Genomic DNA, 21,265 nt, shown 5'->3' with positions numbered 1-21,265 from the left:
CATGGCACATTTTCGTATCGTCCCGGACCAGACCAACATCCCGTTCATGCGGATGCGGAAGTGGACGTTCCCGCTCGCCGCGTTCCTGTCGATCATGTCGGTGGTGCTGTTCTTCGCGGTCGGCCCGAACTACGGCATCGACTTCCTCGGTGGCACCGTCATCGAGATCCAGACCAAGGAAGAGCATCCCGACATGGGGGCCCTGCGCTCGAAGCTGAACGGCCTCGGCCTTGGCGACGTGCAGGTGCAGACCATCGGCGCCGAAGACTCGATCCTCATCCGCATCGGCCAGCAGGACGGTGGCGAAGAGGCGCAGCAGGCGGCGATCGGCAAGATCCGCACGGCGCTCGCCGACGAGGCCGAGTTCCGGCGCACCGAGATCGTCGGCCCGCGCGTCTCGGGCGAGCTCGCCTTCAACGGCTCCATGGCGCTGCTCGCGACATTCGCGGCGATCGCCGTCTATGTGTGGTTCCGCTTCGAGTGGCAGTTCGCCGTCGGATCGTTCATCTCGGCCGCGAACGTCGTGGTGATGACCTTCGGCTTCTACGTGGTCACGCAGCACGAGTTCAACCTGACCTCGCTCGCCGCGGTGCTGACCACCATCGGCTACTCTCTGAACGACACGGTCGTGGTCTATGACCGTATTCGAGAGACGCTCCGCAAGTACAAGAAGATCGCGATCGGCGACCTGATCGACCGCGCCATCAACGACATGCTCGGCCGTACTGTGATCACCACGGTGACGACCCTGATCGCGCTGTTCTCGCTCTACTTCTTCGGCGGCGAGGTCATCCAGTCGTTCACGGCGGCCATGATCTTCGGCGTGCTGGCGGCGATCTTCTCATCGGTCTGCGTCGCGGCGCCGATCCTGATCTATTTCGGCCTGCGTCCGGACAGCCTGACCAAGAAGCCGCAAACGGAGGCGGCCGGAAAGGCCTGAGCGGCATGGCGCTTTTCACGCGGCCCTCGAAGTCGCTGCGGCCGCAGCACTTTCCCGGCCAGGCCCCGATCGACGTCTATGGCGACGGGGTCTTCCGCTTCGCGGAGATGTCGCATGATGGCTCGCTGCTCTGCGTGCCGAGCGGCGTCTATGGCTGGCCTGTGACCCAGGTCTCGGAGATCACCGAGGATCTGCTCGCCGAGGTCTTCGCCGAGGCGGCCGACATCGACATCCTGGTGCTCGGTTGCGGCCGCGATATCGCGGCCGTGCCGAAGGGGCTGCGCGAGCGTCTCCGCGAGGTCGGCATCGCGCTCGAGGTGATGGCGACCGGACCGGCGGTCCGGACCTACAATATCCTTCTGTCCGAGGGCCGCCCGGTGGCGGCGGCGCTCATCGTTCTCTGATCGGCTCTGTCATGGATGTGTTCGCCCTTTGCGCCGATGAAGTGCGCGCGCATGACCGCGATCGCTTTCTGGCCGATCTCTTCGCGCCGGAGGCCAAGCGGCGCTATCTGTTCGCGCTGCACGCCTTCAACATCGAGATCGCGCGGGTGCGCGAGGCGATCAGCGGACCCATGCCGGGCGAGATCCGCCTGCAGTGGTGGCGCGACGTGCTCTCGGGCGAGGCGCGGGGCGAGGTGGCGGGCCACCCGGTCGCCGCGGCGCTGCTCGAGACCATCGGCCTGCACGACCTGCCGCGCGCCGCCTTCGACAATCTCATCGCCGCGCGCATCTTCGACCTCTACAACGATCCGATGCCGAGCCTGACCGACCTCGAAGGCTATGCCGGCGAGACGGCTTCGGCGTTGCTGCAACTCGCGGCGCTCATCCTTTCGGAAGGAAAGGATCCCGGCACGGCCGATGCGGCCGGCCATGCCGGCGTCGCGCAGGCCCTGACCGGGCTCATGCGCGCACTGCCGCAGCATGCCAGCCGCCAGCAGCTCTTCATGCCGGCCGACCTGATGGAGCGCCACGGCGTCCGCGCCGAGGACATCTTCGCCGGCCGCACGACGCCCGAACTGCTGCGCATGCTGGCGGATCTTCGCGCCACCGCGCGCCGCCATCTCGGGGCCGCTCGCGCGGCGCTCGCGGGCGCCGATCGCGCCGTCCTGCCGGCGTTCCTGCCGGTCGCGCTCGTCGAGCCGGTGCTGGCCCTCATGGACCGTCCCGACTACGACCCCTTCAAGACCCCGGTCGACCCGCCACAATGGAAGCGGCAATGGTGGCTGTGGCGCGCCGCGCGAAAGGGCGCGTTTTAGGCTCCGCGCGCAGCTCCGCGGCTACCACACCCTCCGCCGTCATCCCTGCGAAAGCAGGGATCCATGCCTCCGCGCCTCAGGAGCCGGGCGTCCGTTGCTGCGTGCCAATTCCGCGTCCATCGGTGCTCGACACCGCGTCAGCTCACGACCGTCCCGCGCTGCGGATGGGTGGATCCCGGATCTCCGCTTCGCTGCGTCCGGGATGACGGCGAGCGGATGGCGAGGAGGCAGTGCCTCATGAGGTGGCCCACCGGATCCTCCCGGAGCGAAAAGTGAATAGGGCGCTTGTCGAGGCTCAATAGGCTGCCACAGCCACCGCCGTCATCCCTGCGGAAGCAGGGATCCATGCCTCCGGCGGCGAGCGGGTGGCGAGAGCGCCGACCTCACGCCGTGCCGTGCGTCAGCACGTCGATGTGCTGGGCGTGGCGGACGGCGCCGCGCGCCGCTTCGCTCTGGTTGAAGATCTCCAGCGTCTCCGTCTCGTCGCCGGCTACCGGCATCAGCGCCGCGTCCATATACGCCTTCCTGGCCGGGTCCTTCTCGATGCGGCGGCGCTGCCACTCAAGCTTGCCGAGCAGCCAGAGCAGCTTCGCGCTCTTCGCCACCGTCTCGGCGGCGTGGCGGGGATAGAAGCGCCAGGCCGGCTCGATCGGCAGCCCCGGGCGGCGGTCGAGGCGATCCTTGAAGCGGATGACGCCGCCCTGCAGCGGGTGCACGTGCTCGACGTCGACGGAAGTCGAGAACCACATCAGGAGCTTCATGATGCTGGTGGTCTTCACGCCGGTGGCCGCCGCGCGGCGCAGGATCGTCACCATGTGCTCGGGCGAATAGAACAGCCGCCACGCTTCGCGATAGATGCCTTCCCACTCGGCCTGGCTCATGCGCGAGTGCGCGGTGACGGCGTGTTCCAGGTCGTACTTGTTGAGGTCGCCATCCATCGCGATGCCCTTGCGATGCAGGGTCTGGTGGTCCTCGGAGCCCGGCAGCGGCGTCAGGAAGAAGAATTCGAGGATGTCGAGCGGCAGCTCGCGTTGGATGATGCCGATGTCGCGGCGGATGCTCTCCGGCGTGTCGTTCGGGAAGCCGAGGATGTAGCCGGCATAGGTGATGATGCCCTCGTGCTTCCAGTCGAGCAGCATCTTGCGGTACTCGGTGATCTTGTTCTGCCGCTTCTTCGCGGCCATCAGGTTGTCGGGATTGATGTTCTCAAGCCCGATGAAAACGCGGCTGACGCCGGCCCGCTTGCACTTCGCAATGAAGTTCGGGATCTTGTGGCAGAGCGTGTCGACCTGGATCATCAGGCCGATCTTCAAGCCTTCGCGTTCCCGCAATGCGATGATCCGGTCGAGGATGACCTCCCAGTCCTTGTTGCGAGCGAAATTGTCGTCGGTGATGAAGTAGTTGTGGATCCCCTGCGCCAGGTTTTCGCGGATCAGCTTCTCGACATCGTCCGGCGAGCGGCGGCGCGACTTGCGGCCCTGCACGTTGATGATGGTGCAGAACGAGCACTGGAAGGGACAGCCGCGGCCAGCGTCGAAAGAGGTGTTGCCGCCGAGCGTGCGGGCGACGTAGCCGGCCGGCAGGAAGGGCGGCGGCGTGCCTTCGACGCTCGGTAGTTCGTTCATGTAGTTGTAGAGCGGCTGCAGCGTTCCGGCGGCGGCGTCCTGCAAGACGCGGTCGAGTCGCTCCTCCGCCTCGCCGGCGAATAGGCTGATGCCGAGATCGAGCGCCAGCTGCAGGTCGACCTGCAGGTCGGGCAGCATGGCGAGGCAGCCGGAGACGTGGAAGCCGCCCATCGCGACGGGGACGCCTGCGGCGCGCAGCGGCCGGGCGAGGTCGAGGGCGCGGGGATACTGGTTCGACTGTACACCGACCAGTCCGACCAGCCCGAACTGGCCGTTCTGCCGGAATTCCTCGATGATCTCGCCGACGCGGACGCGCGTATTGGTCTCGTCGATGGCGCGGATGTCGAGGGTGACGTCGGCGCCGAGCACATTGCGCGCGTCGCAATCCGCCGCCAGGCCGTAGAGGCTGGCGAGCGAGTTGGACGGGATCATGGATCGGCGCCAGCGGATCACATAGCCGTCGTCGTCATAGTGGGACGGCTTGATCAGGACGAGAAGGAAGCGCCGCGTCATGGGCGGCGCTCCGGATGCTCTGCGGACGGCATGGCGGCTTCCCCCTGCGGGCATGGCACATGCGAAACCCCGAATGCGGGATGTGCCTTACCTTACGGAGTGGCGGCGCGTTCGGCAATGCCGTGCGCCGCCTGCCGGTTGAGGGCCTATTCGGCCGCTACCGAGGCCGGGCCGTTCAGCCAGGCGGCAGCGTCGGCGCGGGCGCGGGCGGTGAGCGCCTTCTTCTTGGCGATCGCCTTGTCGTTGCCGCGCAGCTTGACGCCCGGCTCCTTCGGGATCTCGACCGGCGGGAACAGGCCGAAATTGACGTTCATTGGCTGGAACGAACGGCTGCCGGCTTCCTCGTCGACGAGATGGCCGCCGGTGATGTGGCCGAGCAGGGCGCCGAAGGCGGTCGTGGCCGGCGGCGGCACCGGCACCTCGCCGAGGCGCTCGGCGGCGGCGAAGCGGCCGGCGAGCAAGCCGATCGAGGCCGACTCGACATAGCCCTCGCAGCCGGTGATCTGGCCGGCGAAGCGCAGGCGCGACTCCGCCTTCAGGCGGAGCAGCGGGTCGAGCAGCTTCGGTGAATTGAGGAAGGTGTTGCGGTGCAGGCCGCCGAGGCGGGCGAACTGGGCGTTCTCCAGGCCCGGAATCATGCGGAGCACGTCGGTCTGGGCGCCGTATTTCAGCTTCGTCTGGAAGCCGACCATGTTGTAGAGCGTGCCGAGCGCATTGTCCTGGCGGAGCTGGACGATGGCGTGCGGCTTGACGGTCGGATTGCGCGGATTGGTCAGGCCGACGGGCTTCATCGGGCCGAAGCGCAGCGTCTCGCGGCCGCGCTCGGCCATGATCTCGATCGGCAGGCAGCCGTCGAAATAGGGCGTCGAGGCTTCCCAGTCCTTGAAATCGGTCTTGTCGCCGGCGATCAGCGCGTCGAGGAAGGCGTTGTACTGCGCCTCGTCCATCGGGCAGTTGATGTAGTCGGCGCCGTTGCCGCCGGGGCCGACCTTGTCGTAGCGCGACTGGAACCAGGCGACGTCCATGTTGATAGAGTCGAAATAGATGATCGGCGCAATGGCGTCGAAGAAGGCGAGCGAATCGGCGCCGGTCAGGCCGCGGATCGCCTCGGAAAGGCCGGGCGAGGTGAGGGGGCCGGTTGCGATGATGACGTTGTCCCACTCGGCCGGCGGCAGGCCGTCGATCTCGCGACGGTCGATGGTGACGAGCGGGTGATCCTCGAGCGCCTTGGTGACGGCCTGCGAGAAGCCCTCGCGGTCGACGGCGAGCGCGCCGCCGGCGGGCACCTGGTTGCTGTCGCCCATGCGCATGATCAGCGAATTCGCCATGCGCAGTTCGGCGTGCAGCAGGCCGACGGCATTGGTCTCGGCATCGTCCGAACGGAACGAGTTGGAGCAGACGAGCTCGGCCAGGCCGTCCGTCTTGTGCGCGTCCGTGCCGCGGACGGGGCGCATCTCGTGCAGGACGACGGGAATGCCGCGATTGACGATCTGCCAGGCGGCTTCGGATCCGGCGAGACCGCCGCCGATGATGTGAATGGGGTCTGTTTTCATGGCGCGGAGATTATTGCGCCGCAGCCGTTCCGACAACCGCGCAAAAGGCGAAGCCGAGCGGACAAAAGAAAAACGCCCGTCGGGGAGGAGGTCGACGGGCGTTCTCTTTGGGTGGCGCTTCGCGAGGGAGGAGGTTCGCTGGCGCCGTATCGCGGGGACGAGGGAGGAGGTTCGTCCCGTGCGAATTCCGTTCTGGATCAGTAACCGGCGGTCTGCTTGGCGATCTGCGAGATGTCGGCGCGGTTGATGCCGAGATCATTCAGCTCGCGATTGGTCAAGCGCATCAACTCACCGTAGGTCTCGCGATACTTGCGCCAGGTCTTGTAGGAGGCGAGGACGTTCATGGCCATTTTTCTTTTCCCTTCGGACAATCGGACTACTGCGTCATCGACGGCGATCTGTTTGGGTGGCGCCGTCCTTGTTGATCCGAATATAGGGGAAGCCGCCGAAAACGAGCACTGCGAGAAAGCGCATGGCTGGCTTGCATATGATGCAGAGCAGCAATCGATTCTGCATAATTGTTGCACTGCAATATTGCCCAATCGGGCAGCATGCCGTCAGGATGCAGAGGCGATCGGGCCTTCGCGGTCAGGTTGATCCGCAACGATCCGCACGGGGAAATCGGAATGCTGAAGAAGCACAGGCTCGGCGGTCTCGCCGCCACCGGGCTGCTCCTGGCGTCGGCCGGGCTCGACGCCGCGATGGCGCTGTCGCCGGTCAAGATCCGCTACTGCCATGGCTATGGCTGCCGCATGAAGTCGCCGGTGACCTTCTCCGTCGGCGACCTGATGGCGCTGAAGCGGATCATGGATGGCGGACGTGCCAGCCCCGCCGCGGAGCGCGCCGCCATCTCGCGCGCCAGCCAGTGGTACGAGCGCAAGGCCGGCGCGCAGACGGGAACCACGGGCGACGGCGCCAAAGGGGAGTTCGGGATCTACACGCCGCTGTCGCAGCTCGACTGCATCGACGAGATGACCAACACGACGACGCTATTGAAGCTGATCGCGCGCGAGGGCTGGCTGAGCCACCACACGGTCGGCCCCTCGGCCAGCCGCGGCATCCTTCTCGACGGCCGCTATCCGCACAACACCGCCACCATCATCGAGAAGGCGGGCGGCAAGCGCTGGGTGGTCGACAGCTGGGTGCGCGCCAATGCCCAGCCGCCCGATATCAAGCCGCTCGATGTCTGGAAGCGCGAAGGCGGCCGGCGCGGGTAGCGCGCCGGTCCGCCCTGGATTGTCGGGCCGCGTCCGAAGAAGCCGCTAGACGACGACCTTGCGGTACAGATGCCAGGTCGCGTGGCCGAGCACCGGCAGGACGACGGCGAGGCCGAAGAACAACGGGATCGTGCCGAGCACCAGGCTGACGGCGACGATCAGGCCCCAGAGCGCCATCGGTCCGGGATTGGCCAGCACGGCGCGGATCGAGGTCAGGATCGCGGGGGCGAGGCCGACATCGCGGTCGAGCAGCAGCGGGAACGATACGACGCTGATCGTCAGCACCAGCAGGGCGAACAGGAAGCCGACGCCGTTGCCGACGAGGATCAGCGCCCATCCGGCCGGGGTGGTCAGCACCTTGCCGAGGAAGTCGGGGATCGAGGCCGCCGGCGCGTAGCCGAAATTGGCGACATAGATCGCCTGCGCGATGGCGATCCAGACGAAGAAGATCACCATCAGCCCGATGCCGAGCATCAGGATCGCGCCCATCGAGGGCGAATGCCGCGCCTCGAGGATCTTGGGCAGCGACACGTCGAGCCCCTGTTCGCGCCGCCGCGACAATTCGTAGAGGCCGAGCGCCGCGAACGGGCCGAGCAGGGCGAAGCCCGCCATCAGCGGGAAGAGCAGCGGCAGGATGTCGGAGCCGAGCACTGCCCGGCCGATCAGCAAGCCGACGATCGGATAGATCACGACGAGGAAGATCGCGTGGGTCGGGAAGGCGGAGAAATCGTCCCAGCCTTCGCGCAGCGCGTCCTTGATGTCGGCAACCGTTATCTTTCGCACCACCGGCATGGTGTCTGGCGAGACCGACCCGGTGATCAGGTGCGAATGGGTGAAAGACTCACTCATATGCGCGGCCATGAGCGTGCTCTCCTGATGTGCCCCCCAGTTGAGCGAACTTCGGTGCAGGCCCGGACGCGCCGATGGGCCGGCCGTGCCGTATCCCCGATATGCGACAGATTAGCGCGGATGCGGCCGGGATGCGATCACGATTTTCGGCGCCGACCCGAGCCGGCCCGGCCGGCGCTTCGGCGTGACGTGAAAGTGGAAGGATCCGCCGTCACCACCCATATGATGTGCAGGAGTTCCGAGCGTGAAACCCGTGCGAGTCGCCTTGCTCGCGGCGCTCATCGCCGCCTTCCTGGTCCCGCTTCTGGCTGGATGGTCGCCGGATGCGGGCGCGGCGGCTCGCACCGCGTTGCGGATCGACATCGACGGCGCCATCGGCCCGGCGGCCGCGCGGGCGGTCAAGGAAGGGCTGGCGACGGCGGCGGCGCGGCGGGACGAGGTGGTGATCCTCCGCCTCGATACGCCCGGCGGACTCGAGTCCAGCATGCGCGAGATCCTTGCCGACCTGATGGCGTCGCCGGTTCCCGTCATCGGCTATGTCGCGCCATCGGGGGCGCATGCCGCCAGCGCCGGCACCTATATCCTCTACGGCACCCATGTCGCGGCGATGGCGCCCGGCACCAATATCGGCGCCGCGACGCCGGTCGAGCTCGGCGCGCCGGTTCCGGGCCTGCCGGGCGACGGAGCGGGGGACGGGCAGAAGCAGGCCGGCGCGAAGACCGAGGCCGATGTCCACGCGGCCAAGGCGACGAACGACGCCGTCGCGCTCATCCGCAGCCTGGCGGAGCTGCGCGGGCGCAACGCCGACTGGGGCGAGAAGGCCGTGCGCGAGGCGGCCAGCCTCTCCGCCAATGCCGCGCTCGCCGCGGGCGCGATCGATCTCGTGGCGCGGGACGAGGCGGAGCTGCTGGCCCGGATTGACGGCCGGACGGTCGAGGTCGCCGGCGGGGGACATCGCACGCTCGCGACCCGAGACGTCGCGGTCGAAGCCTATGATCCCGGCTGGCTGATCCGTCTGCTTTCCATCATCACCGATCCCAACATCGCGATCCTGCTCATGCTGGCCGGCGTCTACGGCCTGCTCTTCGAGCTGATGAGCCCCGGCGTGCTGGCGCCGGGCGTCGTCGGCGCGACCTGCCTTCTGCTCGGCTTCTACGGGCTCAACCTGCTGCCGATCGACTATGCCGGCCTCGCCCTGATGCTGCTCGGCCTGCTGTTCCTCGCCATCGAGGTCTTCAACCCGACCGTCGTGCTGGGGCTCGGCGGGCTGATCGCCTTCCTGCTCGGGACGGCGATGCTGCTCCGCGTCGACGCGCCGGGCTTCACCCTGTCGCGCCCGATCCTCGCCGTCGTCGCCATCCTCGTCTTCGGCCTGTCGTTCCTGATCGCCCGCGTGCTCTGGCGCATCCGCGCCCGCCCGGCGCTGGTCGGTGGCGAGGCGATGCCGGGCACGACGGCGGAGGTGATCGACTGGCGCGGGGCGGAAGGACATGTTTTCGCCCAGGGCGAGCGCTGGCGCGCGCAGGGAGCGGACGCGCTCGCTCCCGGCGAGCTGGTCGAGGTGGTGGCGGTCGACGGCCTGGGCCTGTCGGTCCGGCGCAGGGCCGGACTCCGGGCCGAACGCGATGGAGAACGACCATGACGCTGATCTTCGTCCCTTATCTCTTCGTCCTGGTGCTGCTGGTCATCGTCCTGCTGGCGGCCATCCGGATCCTGCGGGAATACGAGCGTGGCGTCGTCTTCACGCTCGGCCGATTCACCGGTGTGAAGGGGCCGGGGCTGATCCTGCTCATCCCGTTCGCGCAGCAGATGGTGCGCGTCGATCTCCGCGTCATCGTCCACAACGTGCCGCCGCAGGACGTCATCTCGCGCGACAACGTGCCGGTCCGGGTCAATGCGGTGCTCTATTTCCGCGTCGTCGACGCCGAGCGCGCGATCATCCGCGTCGAGGACTTCATGGCCGCCACCAGCCAGCTGGCGCAGACGACGCTGCGCTCCGTGCTGGGCAAGCATGAGCTCGACGAGATGCTGGTCGAGCGCGACCGGCTCAACGCGGACATCCAGTCGATCCTCGACCGGCAGACCGACACCTGGGGCATCAAGGTCGCCAATATCGAGATCAAGGACATCGACCTGAACGACAACATGGTGCGCGCCATCGCCAAGCAGGCGGAGGCGGAGCGCCTGCGCCGCGCCAAGGTGATCAACGCCGAGGGCGAGCACCAGGCGGCGGAGAAGCTGGTCGAGGCGGGGCGAATCCTGGCGCTGGAACCGCAGGCGATGCAGCTTCGTTACTTCGCCGCGCTGCATGACATTGCCGGCGAACGCAGCTCCACCATCGTCTTTCCGCTGCCGACCGATCTGCTGTCGCATCTCCAGCGTGCGACCCCCGTGCCTGAAACGTCGGGTTGATCTAGATTGCCGGTCATCGTGGGAGGGAGTGCAGCATGATCGCGATCGACCATCTGGATCATCTGGTTCTGACCGTCGCCAGCATCGAGAGGACCTGCGACTTCTACTCGCGGGCCCTTGGCATGAGCGTCGAGGCCTTCGCCGAGGACAGGGTGGCGCTGCGTTTCGGCCGACAGAAGATCAACCTGCACAAGGTCGGGCAGGAGTTCGAGCCGAGGGCGCGGTTCGCCGTCGCGGGTTCCGCCGATTTCTGCTTCGTCACGGCGACGCCCGTCGAGGCCGTTGCGGCCCATCTCGCCGCGCAGGGCGTCCCCGTCGAGCTCGGCCCGGTGCCGCGCATCGGCGCCGAGGGGCCGCTGCTCTCGGTCTATCTCCGGGATCCCGACGGCAATCTCGTGGAGATCGCCAATGCCGGCCGCGGCGAGGGCGCGACCGGCTGAGGCGGGCGGGTCGGCCGTTCAGGCCCTGGGCCCGACCAGCGCGAACATGGCGCCCTGCGGATCCTGGCCCTGCACGATCCAGGCGCCGCCCGGCACCTCCATCGGCCCGTTCAGCACCTTGCCGCCGCCGGCCTCGACCCGCCGCACCGCGGCGTCGATGTCGTCGACGTTGAAATAGTAGAGCCAGAAGGTGACGGGTACCTCGGCCGGACGGTTGAACATGCCGCCGATCGGATCGCCGCCGCCGGCGGTGGAGAACAGCTGGTAGGTGCCCATCTCGCCCATGTCGATCGCGTCGGCCTTCTGCCAGCCGAACATCGCGCCATAGAAGGCGAGGGCCTTCTCCCAGTCGTCGGCATAGAGTTCGTGCCAGCCGATATGGCCCGGCGTGCCCATCGGCGGCCGGTCCGGCTGCACGCCCTGCATCGGCAGCGGCTTGAACAGGATGAACGCCGCCTTCTGCGGATCCGAGACGACGGCGAAGCGGCCGACATCGGGAATGTCGGTCGGCGGGACATGCGTGGCGCCACCGAGGCTTGCCACCTTGGCCGTCGCGGCGTCGACGTCCGGCACCGACACATAGCCGATCCAGCTCGGCGGCGCGCCCATCTGCCGGGCCTGCTCCGGCAGGTCCATCAGCCCGGCGACCGGAACGTCGCCGACGGTGAACAGCGTATAGGCCATTCCCGGCTGGGAGGCGTCGCGCGTGCCCCAGCCGACGACCGAGCCGTAGAACTGGCGGGCGGCGTCGGTGCTGGTGGTCATGAGCTCGTACCAGACGAAACGGCTTGCATCCTCGGTCATTCCGGCCTCCTTCCGCTAGGGAATATCTTCATACACGAGATGGCGCGGCGGTGGTATCGCGAGAGTAGAACGATCGAAGGACGACCGGTGGCCTTGCGGCTGTTGCATCCTGCCGCTTGGTAAGTCTATGGAAGCTTATTCGACAGGACCCGGTGCGAATCCGGGTGGCTCTTCCGGCCGCCGATCCGCCGGACCACGCAGATGACAGCGATGGAACTCCGCACCGCCGCAAAGGCCGTGTCGACATGTCCCGTCTGCTGCTCAGTCAGAAATCCCATGAACAGGCTTGCCACCGTCCAGCGCGACTGGTTTTCCAACATGCGCCGCGATTTCCTCGCCGGCCTCGTCGTCGCCCTCGCGCTCATCCCCGAGGCGATCGGCTTCTCGGTCATCGCCGGCGTCGATCCCAAGATCGGCCTCTATGCCTCGGTGGTGATCGCCATCGTCATCGCCTTCACCGGTGGCCGTCCGGCGATGATCTCGGCCGCCACCGCCGCGACCGCCGTGCTGATGAGCGGTCTCGTCCGCGACCACGGCATCCAGTATCTCTTCGCCGCGACCATCCTGATGGGCGTGTTCCAGATCGTCGCGGCGCTGCTGAAACTCGGGCGGCTGATGCGCTTCGTCTCGCAGTCGGTGATGACCGGCTTCGTCAATGCGCTGGCCATCCTGATCTTCATGGCGCAACTGCCGGAACTGGTGAACGTGCCGCCGGCCACCTACGGGCTGATCGCGCTCGGCCTCGCCATTATCTACGGCCTGCCGCGCTTCACCCGTGCCGTGCCGTCGCCGCTGGTGGCGATCATCGTCGTCACGATCGTCGCCGTCTCGCTCGGCCTCGACGTCCGCACTGTCGCCCATCTCGGCGAACTTCCCTCGGCGCTGCCGAGCTTCGCGCTGCCGGACGTGCCGTTCAATCTCGACACGCTGCGCATCATCGCGCCGGTCGCGCTGACGCTCGCCGCCGTCGGCCTGCTCGAGTCGCTCCTGACCGCGCAGATCCTCGACGACATGACCGACACGCCGAGCAACAAGAACCGCGAATGCGCGGGGCAGGGCGCCGCCAACATCGCCTCGGCGCTGTTCGGTGGCATGGGCGGCTGCGCCATGATTGGTCAGTCGGTGATCAACGTCTCCTCCGGCGCGCGTGGGCGGCTCTCGACGCTGACCGCCGGCGTCTTCCTGCTGGTGCTGCTGGTGGCGTTGCAGGATCTGCTGGCGGTGGTGCCCGTCGCCGCCCTGACGGCGGTGATGGTCATGGTCTCGATCAACACCTTCCAGTGGCGCTCGATCGCGCGGCTCCGCAGCAACCCGGTGCCCAGCTCCATCGTCATGCTGGCGACGGTCGGCACGGTGGTCGCGACGCACGACCTCGCCAAGGGCGTTCTGGTCGGTGTCCTCCTCTCGGGCGTGTTCTTTGCCGGCAAGGTGGCGCGCCTGAGCCGCGTGACCTCGGTGCTGTCGGCGGACGGCAAGACCCGGACCTATCGCGTCGAGGGCCAGGTCTTCTTCGCCTCCGCCGGAACGCTGTCGGAGTCCGTCGACCTGCAGGAGCCGGTCGAGCGCGTCGTCTTCGACGTCGGCGCGGCGCATTTCTGGGACATTTCGGCGATCGCCGCGCTCGACAAGGTGGTGCTGAAGGCGCGGGCCCGCGGCCTGACGGTGGAGGTGGTCGGCCTCAACGCGGCGAGCGCCACCATGGTCGAGCGCTTCGGCACGCACGACAAGGACGGAACGGCCGCGGCGCCAAGTCATTGAGGCAGCGGGGGAACCCGGAAGGGCCGCGCCAATCGGTCGCAAACCCGTCACAACTCTGTTACGCTATTGCGTCCGTGTATCCGTCGCGTCCGGTGCGTGCCCCCGAACGAAACGTCTTGAACAGAGAAATCTCCCCGATGAATCATTTGAACTCCGCAGTGGTCGCAGTGCTCGCTGCCATCACCTTGGCTGGCTGCGTTTCGTCGCGCCCGGCTCCGGTTGCGCCGTCCAATGTCGCGCCGGTTTCCGAGGCCCTCACCTGGGTACGCAAGGACGGCCAGAGCGGCCGCGCCAATCCGGCCCTCGCCGACCAGTTCGCGGCCGACCGCGCCACCTGCGTCCAGGCGCCGGGCGACAACGCCGCGCTGCGCGCCGCCGAGGCCTGCATGGGCCAGCGCGGCTACGCGCTGGTGCCGGCGTCGCAGGCGGCCGCCCGCGCGGCCGAATATCGCCGCATGGCCGGCTACTGATCCAGCCCCTCGGGAAGACATGAACGTCGACGCGCCTAGCGCGCGTCGACGAAATGGATGTCGCGTGCTGGCGCGTCCGGCTCGTGGAAGGCGAGGAGGGCCTCCGCTTCCTCCGCCAGCGCCTCGCGCTCGCGCCGCTGAAGCGCGACCAGCGGCGTGATCGCGAGCCGCGCGCCGCTCTTGTCGCGATCGAGCAGCCAGCAGCCTGCGACCCTGCCGTCGACCAGGAAGGCCGGCAGCAGGCCATTCACCTTCTTGAAATGCAGCCGGTGTGCGTCGTCGATGACGCGGCGGCGATCATCATGTCCGAGCAGCGCGTTGTCGTAGTCCGGCAGGAAGCGTGGCGGCGCCGCGGTCTCCGCGTCGGGCCGCGGCGCATCCGGTAGGTCGTAGAGCACGTGGCCGTCCTCGTCGCGGAACTCGACCAGCTGCGGCCGCAGGCGAGCGACGGCGCCGGCGAGCCGCGTCAGCCCCGACCAGGCCTGCATGTCGGCGACCGAGGCGGGGCCGAACGCCGCGAGATAGCGCAGCAGCGTCGCGTCCGGCGTGTCGTTTTCCGCGAGCCCTACGCCGGTCCAGCTTTCCAGCGTGGTCGAGATGGCGAGGCCGCCGCGTCGCCAGAGCCCGCGCGGCGTGACCTGGACGAGCGGCAGCGCGGCGCGCACCGCCTGCGACAGCGCATGGCCGTCGCGATCCGGAAACATGGGTTCAAGGATCGCTTCCAACGCCTTGTTGGATCGCGGTTTTTCTTCAATCGCCTGTCGTCCGGCGCGTATCAGCGCCTCCATGTCGATGTCGGTCAGTGCCTTCCCGTAGACGCTGCCCGCCGTCATGTTGCGCTCGAACACCTTCTGCATCACGGGGCGCAGCGCTACCGCGTCCCGCACGCTGACGAGATGCAGCGTGCCGCGCATCAGCGCGATCCGGACGAGCTTTCTCTGTTCGGTCAGGGCCGAAAGCGCGTGCGGGTCGAAGCCGTCCAGCCGCGACCAGAGCGCGACATAGGGATTGTCGGGGATCTGCGACTGAAGCCCGAGCAGGTGCTCGACGGCCTGCTCGGCATCCAGCGATGTCCGCCGAAGCAGCATCTGGCGCGCCAGCAGGGCCCGGTTCAGGGCGCGCCGGGTGAGGGTTTCCGGCGCCCTTGTCATCCGCGTGCTTCGAGGATGAGGCGGATGCCGAGCGCGCCGATCACGGCGCCCGCCGTGCGGTCGAGCCAGGTCTTGGCGCCGAGATAGAGCGCGCGGGGACGCGTCGCCGAGAAGGCGAGCGCCACCAGCGCGTACCAGGCCGTCTCCTGCACGAAGATCAGCGCCGGCAGCGACAGGTCGAGCCAGAGCGGGCGCGAGGCCGGCAGCAGGGCGGCGAAGACGGCGCCGAACACGGCGATGATCTTGGGATTGCTCATCTGGGTGGCGAGCGCCATCCCGAAGGCGCGGCCGAGGCTGGACACGCCGGTCGCGCCGCCCTGCGCGACCGAGATCGGCTCCCTGGCGCCGCGCCAGATCCGGATCGCGAGATAGACCAGGTAGAGCCCGCCGACGATCTTCAGGACCATGTAGAGGCCGGCGGCCTCGGTCATCAGCGTGCGCAGGCCGAGCAGAGCGAGCAGGCCGAAGATCATGGCGCCGACGCCCATGCCGAACGCCGAGGCGATGCCCTCGGCGCGCGATTGCGCCACGGCGGTGCGGACGACGAAGACGAAGCTGGGGCCGGGGCTGATCGCGCCGATCAGCAGCGCTCCCAGGATGGCGAGGAGCGCGGCGAAGGGCGTGATCGTTGATATCATCAGGGGCCTCGGGCGGCGCGGACGGCGGTTTCAAGAAGCTAGCCGCGGCGCGAGGCTGCGGCTAGCGGCGGCGGTCAGGCGTCGCCGGCCTGCTCGCCCTCGTGCAGGCCGATGCCGGCCGCCGAGAGCTTTTGCCAGACTTCCTCCGCCGTCTCGGCGAAGTCGAACAGCTCGAGATCCTTCCGGGCGATCATGCCTTCCTCGACCAGGGCGTCGAAATTGACGACCTTGGTCCAGTAGGCGCGATCGAACAGCACGATCGGGATCGCCGGCGCCTTGCCGGTCTGGCGCAGCGTCAGCAGCTCGAACAGCTCGTCGAACGTGCCGAAGCCGCCGGGAAACACGACCAGCGCGTTGGCGCGCATGGCGAGATGCATCTTGCGCATCGCGAAATAGTGGAAGCGGAAGGTGAGCTCCGGCGTCGAGAAGGAGTTCGGCGCCTGCTCGTGCGGCAGCGTGATGTTGAAGCCGATCGAAGGCGCGCCGGCGTCGGCCGCGCCGCGATTGGCGGCCGCCATGATGCCCGGGCCGCCGCCCGTGGCGATGACGTTGTCGCGGAACGTGCCGTTCGAGACGAGCGCGCCGCCGCGTTCCGAGACGATGCGGCCGACGGCGCGCGCCTCCTCGTACCAGCGGGCGTGCTGGCCGACGCCGTCCTCGTGGATGCGGGCGCTGCCGAACACGACGATGGTCGAGCGCACGCCCCAGCGGCGCAGGATCTCCTCGGCCTTGGCGTATTCGAGCAGGAAGCGCACGCCGCGCATCGAGTCGCCGAGCAGGAAGTCGGCGTCGAGCGCCGGCAGGCGGTAGGATGGCGAATCCATCTGGGGTGTATTGGGTTTGTTTTCAGTCATCTCATTTTCGCATCATGAATCGTTCTTGGAGTATGCCGCGCCGGTTCCGCGCGAGATAGCGCGGGAGGCGCCGATGCAGCCCGGGAGCCAGGAAAGGGACCGCATGCCGCAGGTCGGTCAGCCATTCGAACCCTATCTGCGACGCTGGCGGCTCGTGCCTGACGGCGCGCCGATTGACACCTATGGAGTCGCCTGTTGCCGGTGCGGCGCGACGGCGAGGCCATGATGCTGAAGCTCTCCCATGCCGAGGAGGAGCGCTTCGGCGGCCTGCTGCTCGTCTGGTGGGATGGCGACGGCGCCGTGCGGGTCATCGACCATGATGGCGACGCGCTGCTGATGGAGCGCGCCGAAGGGCCGCGCTCGCTGGCCGGGATGGCGCGGAGCGGCGCGGACGATACGGCAAGCCGCATCCTCTGCGAGGTCGCGGCCCGGCTGCATGCGCCGCGCGCCACGCCGCCGCCCGAGCTCATCCCGCTGGAGCGCCGGTTCCGATCGCTCATCGTCGCGGCGGGGCAGGGCGGCCATTTCGCCGATGCCGCCGCGCTGGCGAGAATCCTGCTCGACGATCCACGCGACGTGCGCGTGCTGCATGGCGATCTGCACCACGGCAACGTTCTCGACGCCGGCCCGCGCGGGTTCCTGGCGATCGATCCGAAGCGGCTCCATGGCGAGCGCGGTTTCGACTTCGCCAACCTCTTCTGCAACCCCGATGCCGGCGTGGCGCTGGCGCCCGGCCGCCTCGCCCGCCAGCTCCGCGTCGTGAGCGAAGCGGCCAACCTCGAGCCGCGCCGATTGCTGCAATGGATCGTGGCCTATGCCGGCCTGTCGGCTGCCTGGCACGTCGAGGATGGCGGCGATCCGGCGCTCACGCTTGCCGTCGGCGCGCTGGCGCAGGCGGAGCTGGACCGATGAACGCACAGAACGGTTGCGCGGTTCAGGGATGCCCGTATCGCGCCATGCAATGCCAGACCCATTTCGCCGTCTGGTAGTCGAGCCGGCGATCGCGGGCGCGCCATAGGATCTCCGGCGTCACGATCTCGTTCTCTGCGATCCGCGCGATGGCGCTGGCGGCGTCCGGTCCCCGAAACTGTTCGCAGTCATCGACCCGCTCGAGCGGCAGGCGGAAGCCGTCATGCCATTCCACCCGGCAGCCGAGCGAACTCGCGACGTCCTCGATCATCGTTCCGCGAAACGAGGGATCGAGGACGAGAGCGTCGACATCCTCGCCGATATGCAGGGGGCCGTGGACGTGGGCCTCGATGTAGTTGTCGAGCCACGGGTCGAGGTCTCTGCTATTCGCCTTGGCCATGGCGATGAGCGGGCCGGCATCGCCGACGGCGAAATCGCTCGGCTGCCAATGGCTGTCCGGATAGCAGAACGACGCGCGGGAACGGACGTGTGACGCGAGGCGAAAGTGGGAAGAGCCGAAGCGGCGTGATCCGCCGACAGGGTCGTCCCGATAGTTCAGCGCGCCATATTTCGGTCGCAGCGAGGGATCGCCGTCGTCATAGGCGCCTCCGAAGATCCGGCTCTCCCAATTCCAGCGATCGCCGCCCCGATAGGCTGTCAGGCCGCCGCTGCTGGTGCCGGTCTCGAACTGGGAGCGATAGGTGCCATGCCGGGCGAGCAGCTGGATGACCGTGCTGCCTGCAACGCCGATGTCCGGGTGGAAGTTCAGCGTGATCGGATGCGCCGCGCCGTCCCGCGCCGGTGCGGAGAACTGGCGGAGATGGGTGAGAGCGCGTTCGACGAAGGCGTTCATGGCCCTGCGTGCATAGCAAGGGCGAGATGGAAGATCCACTGACACGCCGCCCATCACCGACGGGGACGGATGCGCCGCTTCGACCCAATGCCGGCTCGCATCTGCCGTAGAGGCGCCCGAGTGGCCGGGCAGGGTGAGCCGGCGGGTGGAGCGGCGTTTACTTGTGCAGTGCGAGATGTTTCTGCCCTGATTTTGCACAGCGCGTGCAAAGTTCAGAATTCCGTTTGAATGATGGCTCGACCTGCGGCATTCTCTTCTTCAGCCCCGGATAAGAGAGGGCATGGGAGGAAGTAAAATGTCGAATATTGCAAGGTCGGTCCTTGCTGCCGGCGCGATCGCGCTCGCGGCCATGTCGACGGCGCCGGCGCCTGCCGTCGCCCAGGACAAGATCGAGATCCTGACCTCGGTTCCCGGCCTGACCTTTCCGTTCTTCGTGCACATGATGAACGCCTTCAAGGCCGAGGCCGAGAAGCAGGGCGTCACCGCGATCGAGAGCGACGGCCAGGTTTCCTCGCCGAAGCAGACGGCCGACGTCGAGGCGGCGATCGCCCGCGGCGTGAAGGGCATCGTCATCAGCCCGAACGAAGTCGACGCCATGGCGCCGGCGCTGGCCCAGGCCGTCGAGGCCGGCATCCCGGTCGTCACCGTTGACCGTCGCGTCGCCCAGGTCGAGGGCATCCTCGCCCATATCGGCGCCGACAACGTCAAGGGCGGCGAGGCTCAGGCCGAGCTGATCATGAAGCTCTATCCCGATGGCGCCACCATCGTGAACCTGCAGGGCCAGTCGGGCGCCTCGCCGGCGATCGACCGCAACAAGGGCCTGCACAACGTCCTCGACAAGGCCGCCGACAAGTACAAGATCGTGTTCGAGCAGACGGCCGGCTTCGACCGCGCCAAGGGCCTGTCGGTCACGGAAGCGGCGCTCGCCGCCCTGCCGGAAGCGCCCAAGGTCATCGTCGCCGCCAATGACGACATGGCGCTCGGCGCGATGGAAGCGGTCAAGGCCCGCAACCTGTCGGGCATCGCCATCATCGGCTTCGACGCGCTGCCGGAGGCCCTCGGCCAGGTTCGTGACGGCGGCCTGACCGCCACGATCGAGCAGTTCCCGGGCAAGCAGAGCGCGATGGGCGTCGACACGCTGGTCGCCTTCATCAAGGACGGCAAGAAGCCGGCCGAGGCCGTGACCCTGCTGACGCCGGTCGCGATCACCAAGGACAACCTCAACATCGCCGAACGTCTCGGCGAGCTGAAGTAAGTCCATACGGAGCAAGGGGGCGTTTCGCGCGCGGCGCGGGACGCCCCTGCCGTCTCCGGCGGGCGGGCTCGCCCGTCTGGCGTTGCGACGCCCGCAGGATCGAACCGTGCCGACCGGGCCAGATGCGTCGCCGGTTCCCAACTTGATATGAATTGTCGTCTCGCCCCGCCGCCAGCGGCGCGGCAGGGCGCCCCCGTGCTCCATCGTAAGCGAAGTCCGATGACCGATCCGCAACCCCTTCTGAAGATGACCGGCATCGCCAAGAGCTTTCCCGGCGTCAAGGCGCTCGATGGCGTCGACCTCGAGGTCGCGCCGGCCGAGATCCACGCCCTGCTCGGCGAAAACGGCGCCGGCAAGTCGACGCTCCTGAAGATCCTCGCCGGCGCGCAATCGCCCGATCGCGGCACCATCGCCTTCGACGGCCAGAACGTGGTGCTGTCGAACCCGCAGGACGCGCAGAAGCTCGGCATCGTCACGATCTACCAGGAATTCACTCTCGCGCCCGACATGACGATCGCCGAGAACGTCTTCATCGGCCGCGAGCCGGGCAACCGCTTCTTCATGAACTGGGCGAAGATGGCGGCCGAGACGCAGAAGCTGACGCGCCGCATCGGCCTCGAGCGCAGTCCGATGACGCTGGTGCGCGACCTTTCCGTCGCCGAGCAGCAGATGGTCGAGATCGCCCGGGCGCTGTCGATGCAGTCGCGCGTCATCATCATGGACGAGCCGACCTCCGCGCTCAGCCTGGCCGAGGTGGAAAAGCTGTTCCGCATCGTCCGCCAGCTCAAGTCCGAGGGCATCGCGATCATCTTCGTGACGCACCGCCTGGAGGAGGTGATGGAGATCTGCGATCGCTACACGGTGCTGCGCGACGGCCGCAATGTCGGCGCCGGCAAGGTCAGCGAGACCACGATCGAGGGCATCATCCGCCTGATGGTCGGGCGCGAGGTCAACGCGCTTTTCGCCCATCGCGAGGATAGCGGCGCCGGCGAAGTGGCGCTGGCGGTCGAGGGGCTGACCCGCCGCCGCAGCGCGCACGACCCGCACGCGACCGAGCTGCAGGACGTGTCGCTCAGCGTGCGGCGCGGCGAGATCCTCGGAATCGCCGGTCTCGTCGGCGCCGGCCGCACCGAGACGGCGCGGGCGATCTTCGGCGCCGACCCCTTCGATTCCGGCCGCGTTCTGATCGACGGCCAGCCCGTCGACATCCGCTCGCCGCGCGACGCGATCAAGCATGGCGTCGGCCTGGTGCCGGAGGATCGCAAGCAGCAGGCGCTGTTCCTGAGCCAGGCGATCCGCACCAACCTCTCCATCGCCGCGCTCGACCGGATCGACCGCTTCGGCGTCTTCGTCGACGAGCGCAAGGAGCGCGACCTGGTCGAGGAATACCGCAAGCTGCTCAACATCCGCATGGCGAGCCCGGACCAGGCCGTCGGCAATCTCTCCGGCGGCAACCAGCAGAAGGTCGTGCTGGCGCGCTGGCTGGCGCTGCGGCCGAAGGTGCTGATCGTCGACGAGCCGACCCGCGGCATCGATATCGGCGCCAAGGTCGAGGTGCACAATCTTCTCTTCGAGATGGCGCGCAAGGGCATCGCCGTGATCGCCATCTCCTCCGAACTCCCCGAGGTTCTCGCGGTGTCCGACCGGATCGTCACCATGCGCGAGGGGCGCGTGACGGGCGAGGTCATGCGCGCCGACGCGACCCAAGAAAAGCTGATGACCATGATGACGCTCAGCGCCGCCGGCCGAGCTGCGTGACAAGACAA

Annotated in this window: 20 protein-coding genes, 1 pseudogene and 1 other annotated feature; of the genes and pseudogenes, 12 read left to right on the top strand and 9 right to left on the bottom strand. The window is 67.9% G+C overall.

The window, feature by feature from the left end; translation table 11 throughout:
* The first annotated feature begins 1 nt into the window (after window position 1).
* The 3 genes from secF to G539_RS0103375 are packed head-to-tail and all read left to right on the top strand — an operon-like array spanning window position 2 to window position 2,198.
* Entirely contained in the window at window positions 2-940 is a 939-nt protein-coding gene (gene secF, locus G539_RS27465) for a protein translocase subunit SecF (RefSeq protein WP_029073948.1), read from the top strand.
* A gap of 5 nt (window positions 941-945) precedes the next feature.
* Window positions 946-1,344: an Mth938-like domain-containing protein gene (locus G539_RS0103380; protein ID WP_029073947.1), complete on the top strand. Its 399-nt coding sequence runs from the start codon at window positions 946-948 to the stop codon at window positions 1,342-1,344.
* A gap of 11 nt (window positions 1,345-1,355) precedes the next feature.
* A complete protein-coding gene (locus G539_RS0103375; protein WP_029073946.1) occupies window positions 1,356-2,198 on the top strand; it encodes a phytoene/squalene synthase family protein in 843 nt (280 codons plus the stop codon).
* A gap of 383 nt (window positions 2,199-2,581) precedes the next feature.
* Here the strand turns inward: G539_RS0103375 and G539_RS0103370 are convergent, their stop codons facing one another.
* The 3 genes from G539_RS0103370 to G539_RS26500 form a co-directional block, all read right to left on the bottom strand.
* Window positions 2,582-4,336, bottom strand: coding sequence for a B12-binding domain-containing radical SAM protein (locus tag G539_RS0103370; protein ID WP_029073945.1), 1,755 nt, complete (start codon window positions 4,334-4,336; stop codon window positions 2,582-2,584).
* A 146-nt stretch (window positions 4,337-4,482) separates the two neighbouring features.
* Window positions 4,483-5,889, bottom strand: coding sequence for a methylenetetrahydrofolate--tRNA-(uracil(54)-C(5))-methyltransferase (FADH(2)-oxidizing) TrmFO (gene trmFO, locus G539_RS0103365; RefSeq protein ID WP_035830265.1), 1,407 nt, complete (start codon window positions 5,887-5,889; stop codon window positions 4,483-4,485).
* Between the two features lie 197 nt (window positions 5,890-6,086).
* Window positions 6,087-6,233, bottom strand: a complete 147-nt coding sequence (locus G539_RS26500; protein WP_084639832.1) for a DUF1127 domain-containing protein — start codon at window positions 6,231-6,233, stop codon at window positions 6,087-6,089.
* Window positions 6,234-6,515: 282 nt separating this feature from the next.
* On the opposite strand from G539_RS26500, the gene G539_RS23550 reads away from it, so the two are divergent.
* Window positions 6,516-7,106, top strand: coding sequence for a hypothetical protein (locus G539_RS23550; protein WP_156911765.1), 591 nt, complete (start codon window positions 6,516-6,518; stop codon window positions 7,104-7,106).
* A 45-nt stretch (window positions 7,107-7,151) separates the two neighbouring features.
* Here G539_RS23550 and G539_RS0103350 read toward each other — a convergent pair whose 3' ends face one another.
* Window positions 7,152-7,955 (bottom strand): DUF2189 domain-containing protein, encoded by an 804-nt coding sequence (locus tag G539_RS0103350; protein WP_425402340.1) that lies wholly within the window; start codon window positions 7,953-7,955, stop codon window positions 7,152-7,154.
* A gap of 244 nt (window positions 7,956-8,199) precedes the next feature.
* Here G539_RS0103350 and G539_RS0103345 point away from each other — a divergent pair, with 244 nt between their 5' ends.
* The 3 genes from G539_RS0103345 to G539_RS0103335 are packed head-to-tail and all read left to right on the top strand — an operon-like array spanning window position 8,200 to window position 10,807.
* Window positions 8,200-9,597 carry an NfeD family protein gene (locus tag G539_RS0103345; protein WP_029073942.1) on the top strand — a complete coding sequence of 466 codons (1,398 nt, stop codon included), beginning with the start codon at window positions 8,200-8,202 and terminating at the stop codon, window positions 9,595-9,597.
* Window positions 9,594-10,367 carry a slipin family protein gene (locus G539_RS0103340; protein WP_029073941.1) on the top strand — a complete coding sequence of 258 codons (774 nt, stop codon included), beginning with the start codon at window positions 9,594-9,596 and terminating at the stop codon, window positions 10,365-10,367. The genes G539_RS0103345 and G539_RS0103340 overlap by 4 nt, the downstream gene beginning before the upstream one ends.
* A 35-nt stretch (window positions 10,368-10,402) precedes the next feature.
* Window positions 10,403-10,807 carry a VOC family protein gene (locus G539_RS0103335; RefSeq protein ID WP_029073940.1) on the top strand — a complete coding sequence of 135 codons (405 nt, stop codon included), beginning with the start codon at window positions 10,403-10,405 and terminating at the stop codon, window positions 10,805-10,807.
* A gap of 18 nt (window positions 10,808-10,825) precedes the next feature.
* Here G539_RS0103335 and G539_RS0103330 read toward each other — a convergent pair whose 3' ends face one another.
* Window positions 10,826-11,611 carry a VOC family protein gene (locus G539_RS0103330; RefSeq protein ID WP_029073939.1) on the bottom strand — a complete coding sequence of 262 codons (786 nt, stop codon included), beginning with the start codon at window positions 11,609-11,611 and terminating at the stop codon, window positions 10,826-10,828.
* Between the two features lie 142 nt (window positions 11,612-11,753).
* Window positions 11,754-11,809: a sequence feature (sul1 is cis-regulatory element that is thought to sense ions involved in sulfur or methionine metabolism; They are found in Alphaproteobacteria), on the top strand.
* Window positions 11,810-11,887: 78 nt separating this feature from the next.
* On the opposite strand from G539_RS0103330, the gene G539_RS0103325 reads away from it, so the two are divergent.
* On the top strand, window positions 11,888-13,369 hold the full coding sequence (locus tag G539_RS0103325; RefSeq protein WP_029073938.1) for a SulP family inorganic anion transporter: 1,482 nt from the start codon (window positions 11,888-11,890) through the stop codon (window positions 13,367-13,369).
* A 137-nt stretch (window positions 13,370-13,506) separates the two neighbouring features.
* Window positions 13,507-13,839 carry a hypothetical protein gene (locus G539_RS0103320; protein WP_029073937.1) on the top strand — a complete coding sequence of 111 codons (333 nt, stop codon included), beginning with the start codon at window positions 13,507-13,509 and terminating at the stop codon, window positions 13,837-13,839.
* 35 nt (window positions 13,840-13,874) lie between these two features.
* Here the strand turns inward: G539_RS0103320 and G539_RS0103315 are convergent, their stop codons facing one another.
* The 3 genes from G539_RS0103315 to G539_RS0103305 form a co-directional block, all read right to left on the bottom strand.
* The gene (locus G539_RS0103315; protein WP_029073936.1) at window positions 13,875-14,990 is read right to left on the bottom strand and encodes a winged helix DNA-binding domain-containing protein; all 1,116 of its coding nucleotides are present in this window, start codon (window positions 14,988-14,990) and stop codon (window positions 13,875-13,877) included.
* Window positions 14,987-15,628 carry a LysE family translocator gene (locus tag G539_RS0103310; protein WP_084639766.1) on the bottom strand — a complete coding sequence of 214 codons (642 nt, stop codon included), beginning with the start codon at window positions 15,626-15,628 and terminating at the stop codon, window positions 14,987-14,989. Before G539_RS0103310 ends, G539_RS0103315 begins: the two co-directional genes overlap by 4 nt.
* 74 nt (window positions 15,629-15,702) lie before the next feature.
* The gene (locus G539_RS0103305) at window positions 15,703-16,482 is read right to left on the bottom strand and encodes an LOG family protein (protein ID WP_029073934.1); all 780 of its coding nucleotides are present in this window, start codon (window positions 16,480-16,482) and stop codon (window positions 15,703-15,705) included.
* Window positions 16,483-16,585: 103 nt separating this feature from the next.
* On the opposite strand from G539_RS0103305, the pseudogene G539_RS23545 reads away from it, so the two are divergent.
* Window positions 16,586-17,394 (top strand): annotated as a pseudogene (locus G539_RS23545) (aminoglycoside phosphotransferase family protein).
* A gap of 22 nt (window positions 17,395-17,416) precedes the next feature.
* On the opposite strand, the gene G539_RS0103295 reads toward G539_RS23545, so the two are convergent.
* Window positions 17,417-18,442 carry a DUF3626 domain-containing protein gene (locus G539_RS0103295; protein ID WP_245576784.1) on the bottom strand — a complete coding sequence of 342 codons (1,026 nt, stop codon included), beginning with the start codon at window positions 18,440-18,442 and terminating at the stop codon, window positions 17,417-17,419.
* Window positions 18,443-18,539: 97 nt separating this feature from the next.
* On the opposite strand from G539_RS0103295, the gene G539_RS0103290 reads away from it, so the two are divergent.
* A complete protein-coding gene (locus G539_RS0103290; RefSeq protein ID WP_029073932.1) occupies window positions 18,540-19,499 on the top strand; it encodes a substrate-binding domain-containing protein in 960 nt (319 codons plus the stop codon).
* A 219-nt stretch (window positions 19,500-19,718) separates the two neighbouring features.
* The gene (locus tag G539_RS0103285; protein WP_029073931.1) at window positions 19,719-21,257 is read left to right on the top strand and encodes a sugar ABC transporter ATP-binding protein; all 1,539 of its coding nucleotides are present in this window, start codon (window positions 19,719-19,721) and stop codon (window positions 21,255-21,257) included.
* Window positions 21,258-21,265 lie beyond the last annotated feature (8 nt).

Origin of the sequence: Kaistia adipata DSM 17808 (assembly GCF_000423225.1) — a bacterium.
Lineage (GTDB): Bacteria > Pseudomonadota > Alphaproteobacteria > Rhizobiales > Kaistiaceae > Kaistia > Kaistia adipata.
This window is presented reverse-complemented; position numbering and strand designations above follow the sequence as displayed.

Coding starts and splice junctions, on each gene's coding strand:
- secF (WP_029073948.1), top strand. CDS start 2: ATGGCACATTTTCGTATCGTCCCGGACCAGACCAACATCCCGTTCATG.
- G539_RS0103380 (WP_029073947.1), top strand. CDS start 946: ATGGCGCTTTTCACGCGGCCCTCGAAGTCGCTGCGGCCGCAGCACTTT.
- G539_RS0103375 (WP_029073946.1), top strand. CDS start 1,356: ATGGATGTGTTCGCCCTTTGCGCCGATGAAGTGCGCGCGCATGACCGC.
- G539_RS0103370 (WP_029073945.1), bottom strand. CDS start 4,336: ATGACGCGGCGCTTCCTTCTCGTCCTGATCAAGCCGTCCCACTATGAC.
- trmFO (WP_035830265.1), bottom strand. CDS start 5,889: ATGAAAACAGACCCCATTCACATCATCGGCGGCGGTCTCGCCGGATCC.
- G539_RS26500 (WP_084639832.1), bottom strand. CDS start 6,233: ATGAACGTCCTCGCCTCCTACAAGACCTGGCGCAAGTATCGCGAGACC.
- G539_RS23550 (WP_156911765.1), top strand. CDS start 6,516: ATGCTGAAGAAGCACAGGCTCGGCGGTCTCGCCGCCACCGGGCTGCTC.
- G539_RS0103350 (WP_425402340.1), bottom strand. CDS start 7,955: ATGAGTGAGTCTTTCACCCATTCGCACCTGATCACCGGGTCGGTCTCG.
- G539_RS0103340 (WP_029073941.1), top strand. CDS start 9,594: ATGACGCTGATCTTCGTCCCTTATCTCTTCGTCCTGGTGCTGCTGGTC.
- G539_RS0103335 (WP_029073940.1), top strand. CDS start 10,403: ATGATCGCGATCGACCATCTGGATCATCTGGTTCTGACCGTCGCCAGC.
- G539_RS0103330 (WP_029073939.1), bottom strand. CDS start 11,611: ATGACCGAGGATGCAAGCCGTTTCGTCTGGTACGAGCTCATGACCACC.
- G539_RS0103325 (WP_029073938.1), top strand. CDS start 11,888: ATGAACAGGCTTGCCACCGTCCAGCGCGACTGGTTTTCCAACATGCGC.
- G539_RS0103320 (WP_029073937.1), top strand. CDS start 13,507: ATGAATCATTTGAACTCCGCAGTGGTCGCAGTGCTCGCTGCCATCACC.
- G539_RS0103315 (WP_029073936.1), bottom strand. CDS start 14,990: ATGACAAGGGCGCCGGAAACCCTCACCCGGCGCGCCCTGAACCGGGCC.
- G539_RS0103310 (WP_084639766.1), bottom strand. CDS start 15,628: ATGATATCAACGATCACGCCCTTCGCCGCGCTCCTCGCCATCCTGGGA.
- G539_RS0103305 (WP_029073934.1), bottom strand. CDS start 16,482: ATGACTGAAAACAAACCCAATACACCCCAGATGGATTCGCCATCCTAC.
- G539_RS0103290 (WP_029073932.1), top strand. CDS start 18,540: ATGTCGAATATTGCAAGGTCGGTCCTTGCTGCCGGCGCGATCGCGCTC.
- G539_RS0103285 (WP_029073931.1), top strand. CDS start 19,719: ATGACCGATCCGCAACCCCTTCTGAAGATGACCGGCATCGCCAAGAGC.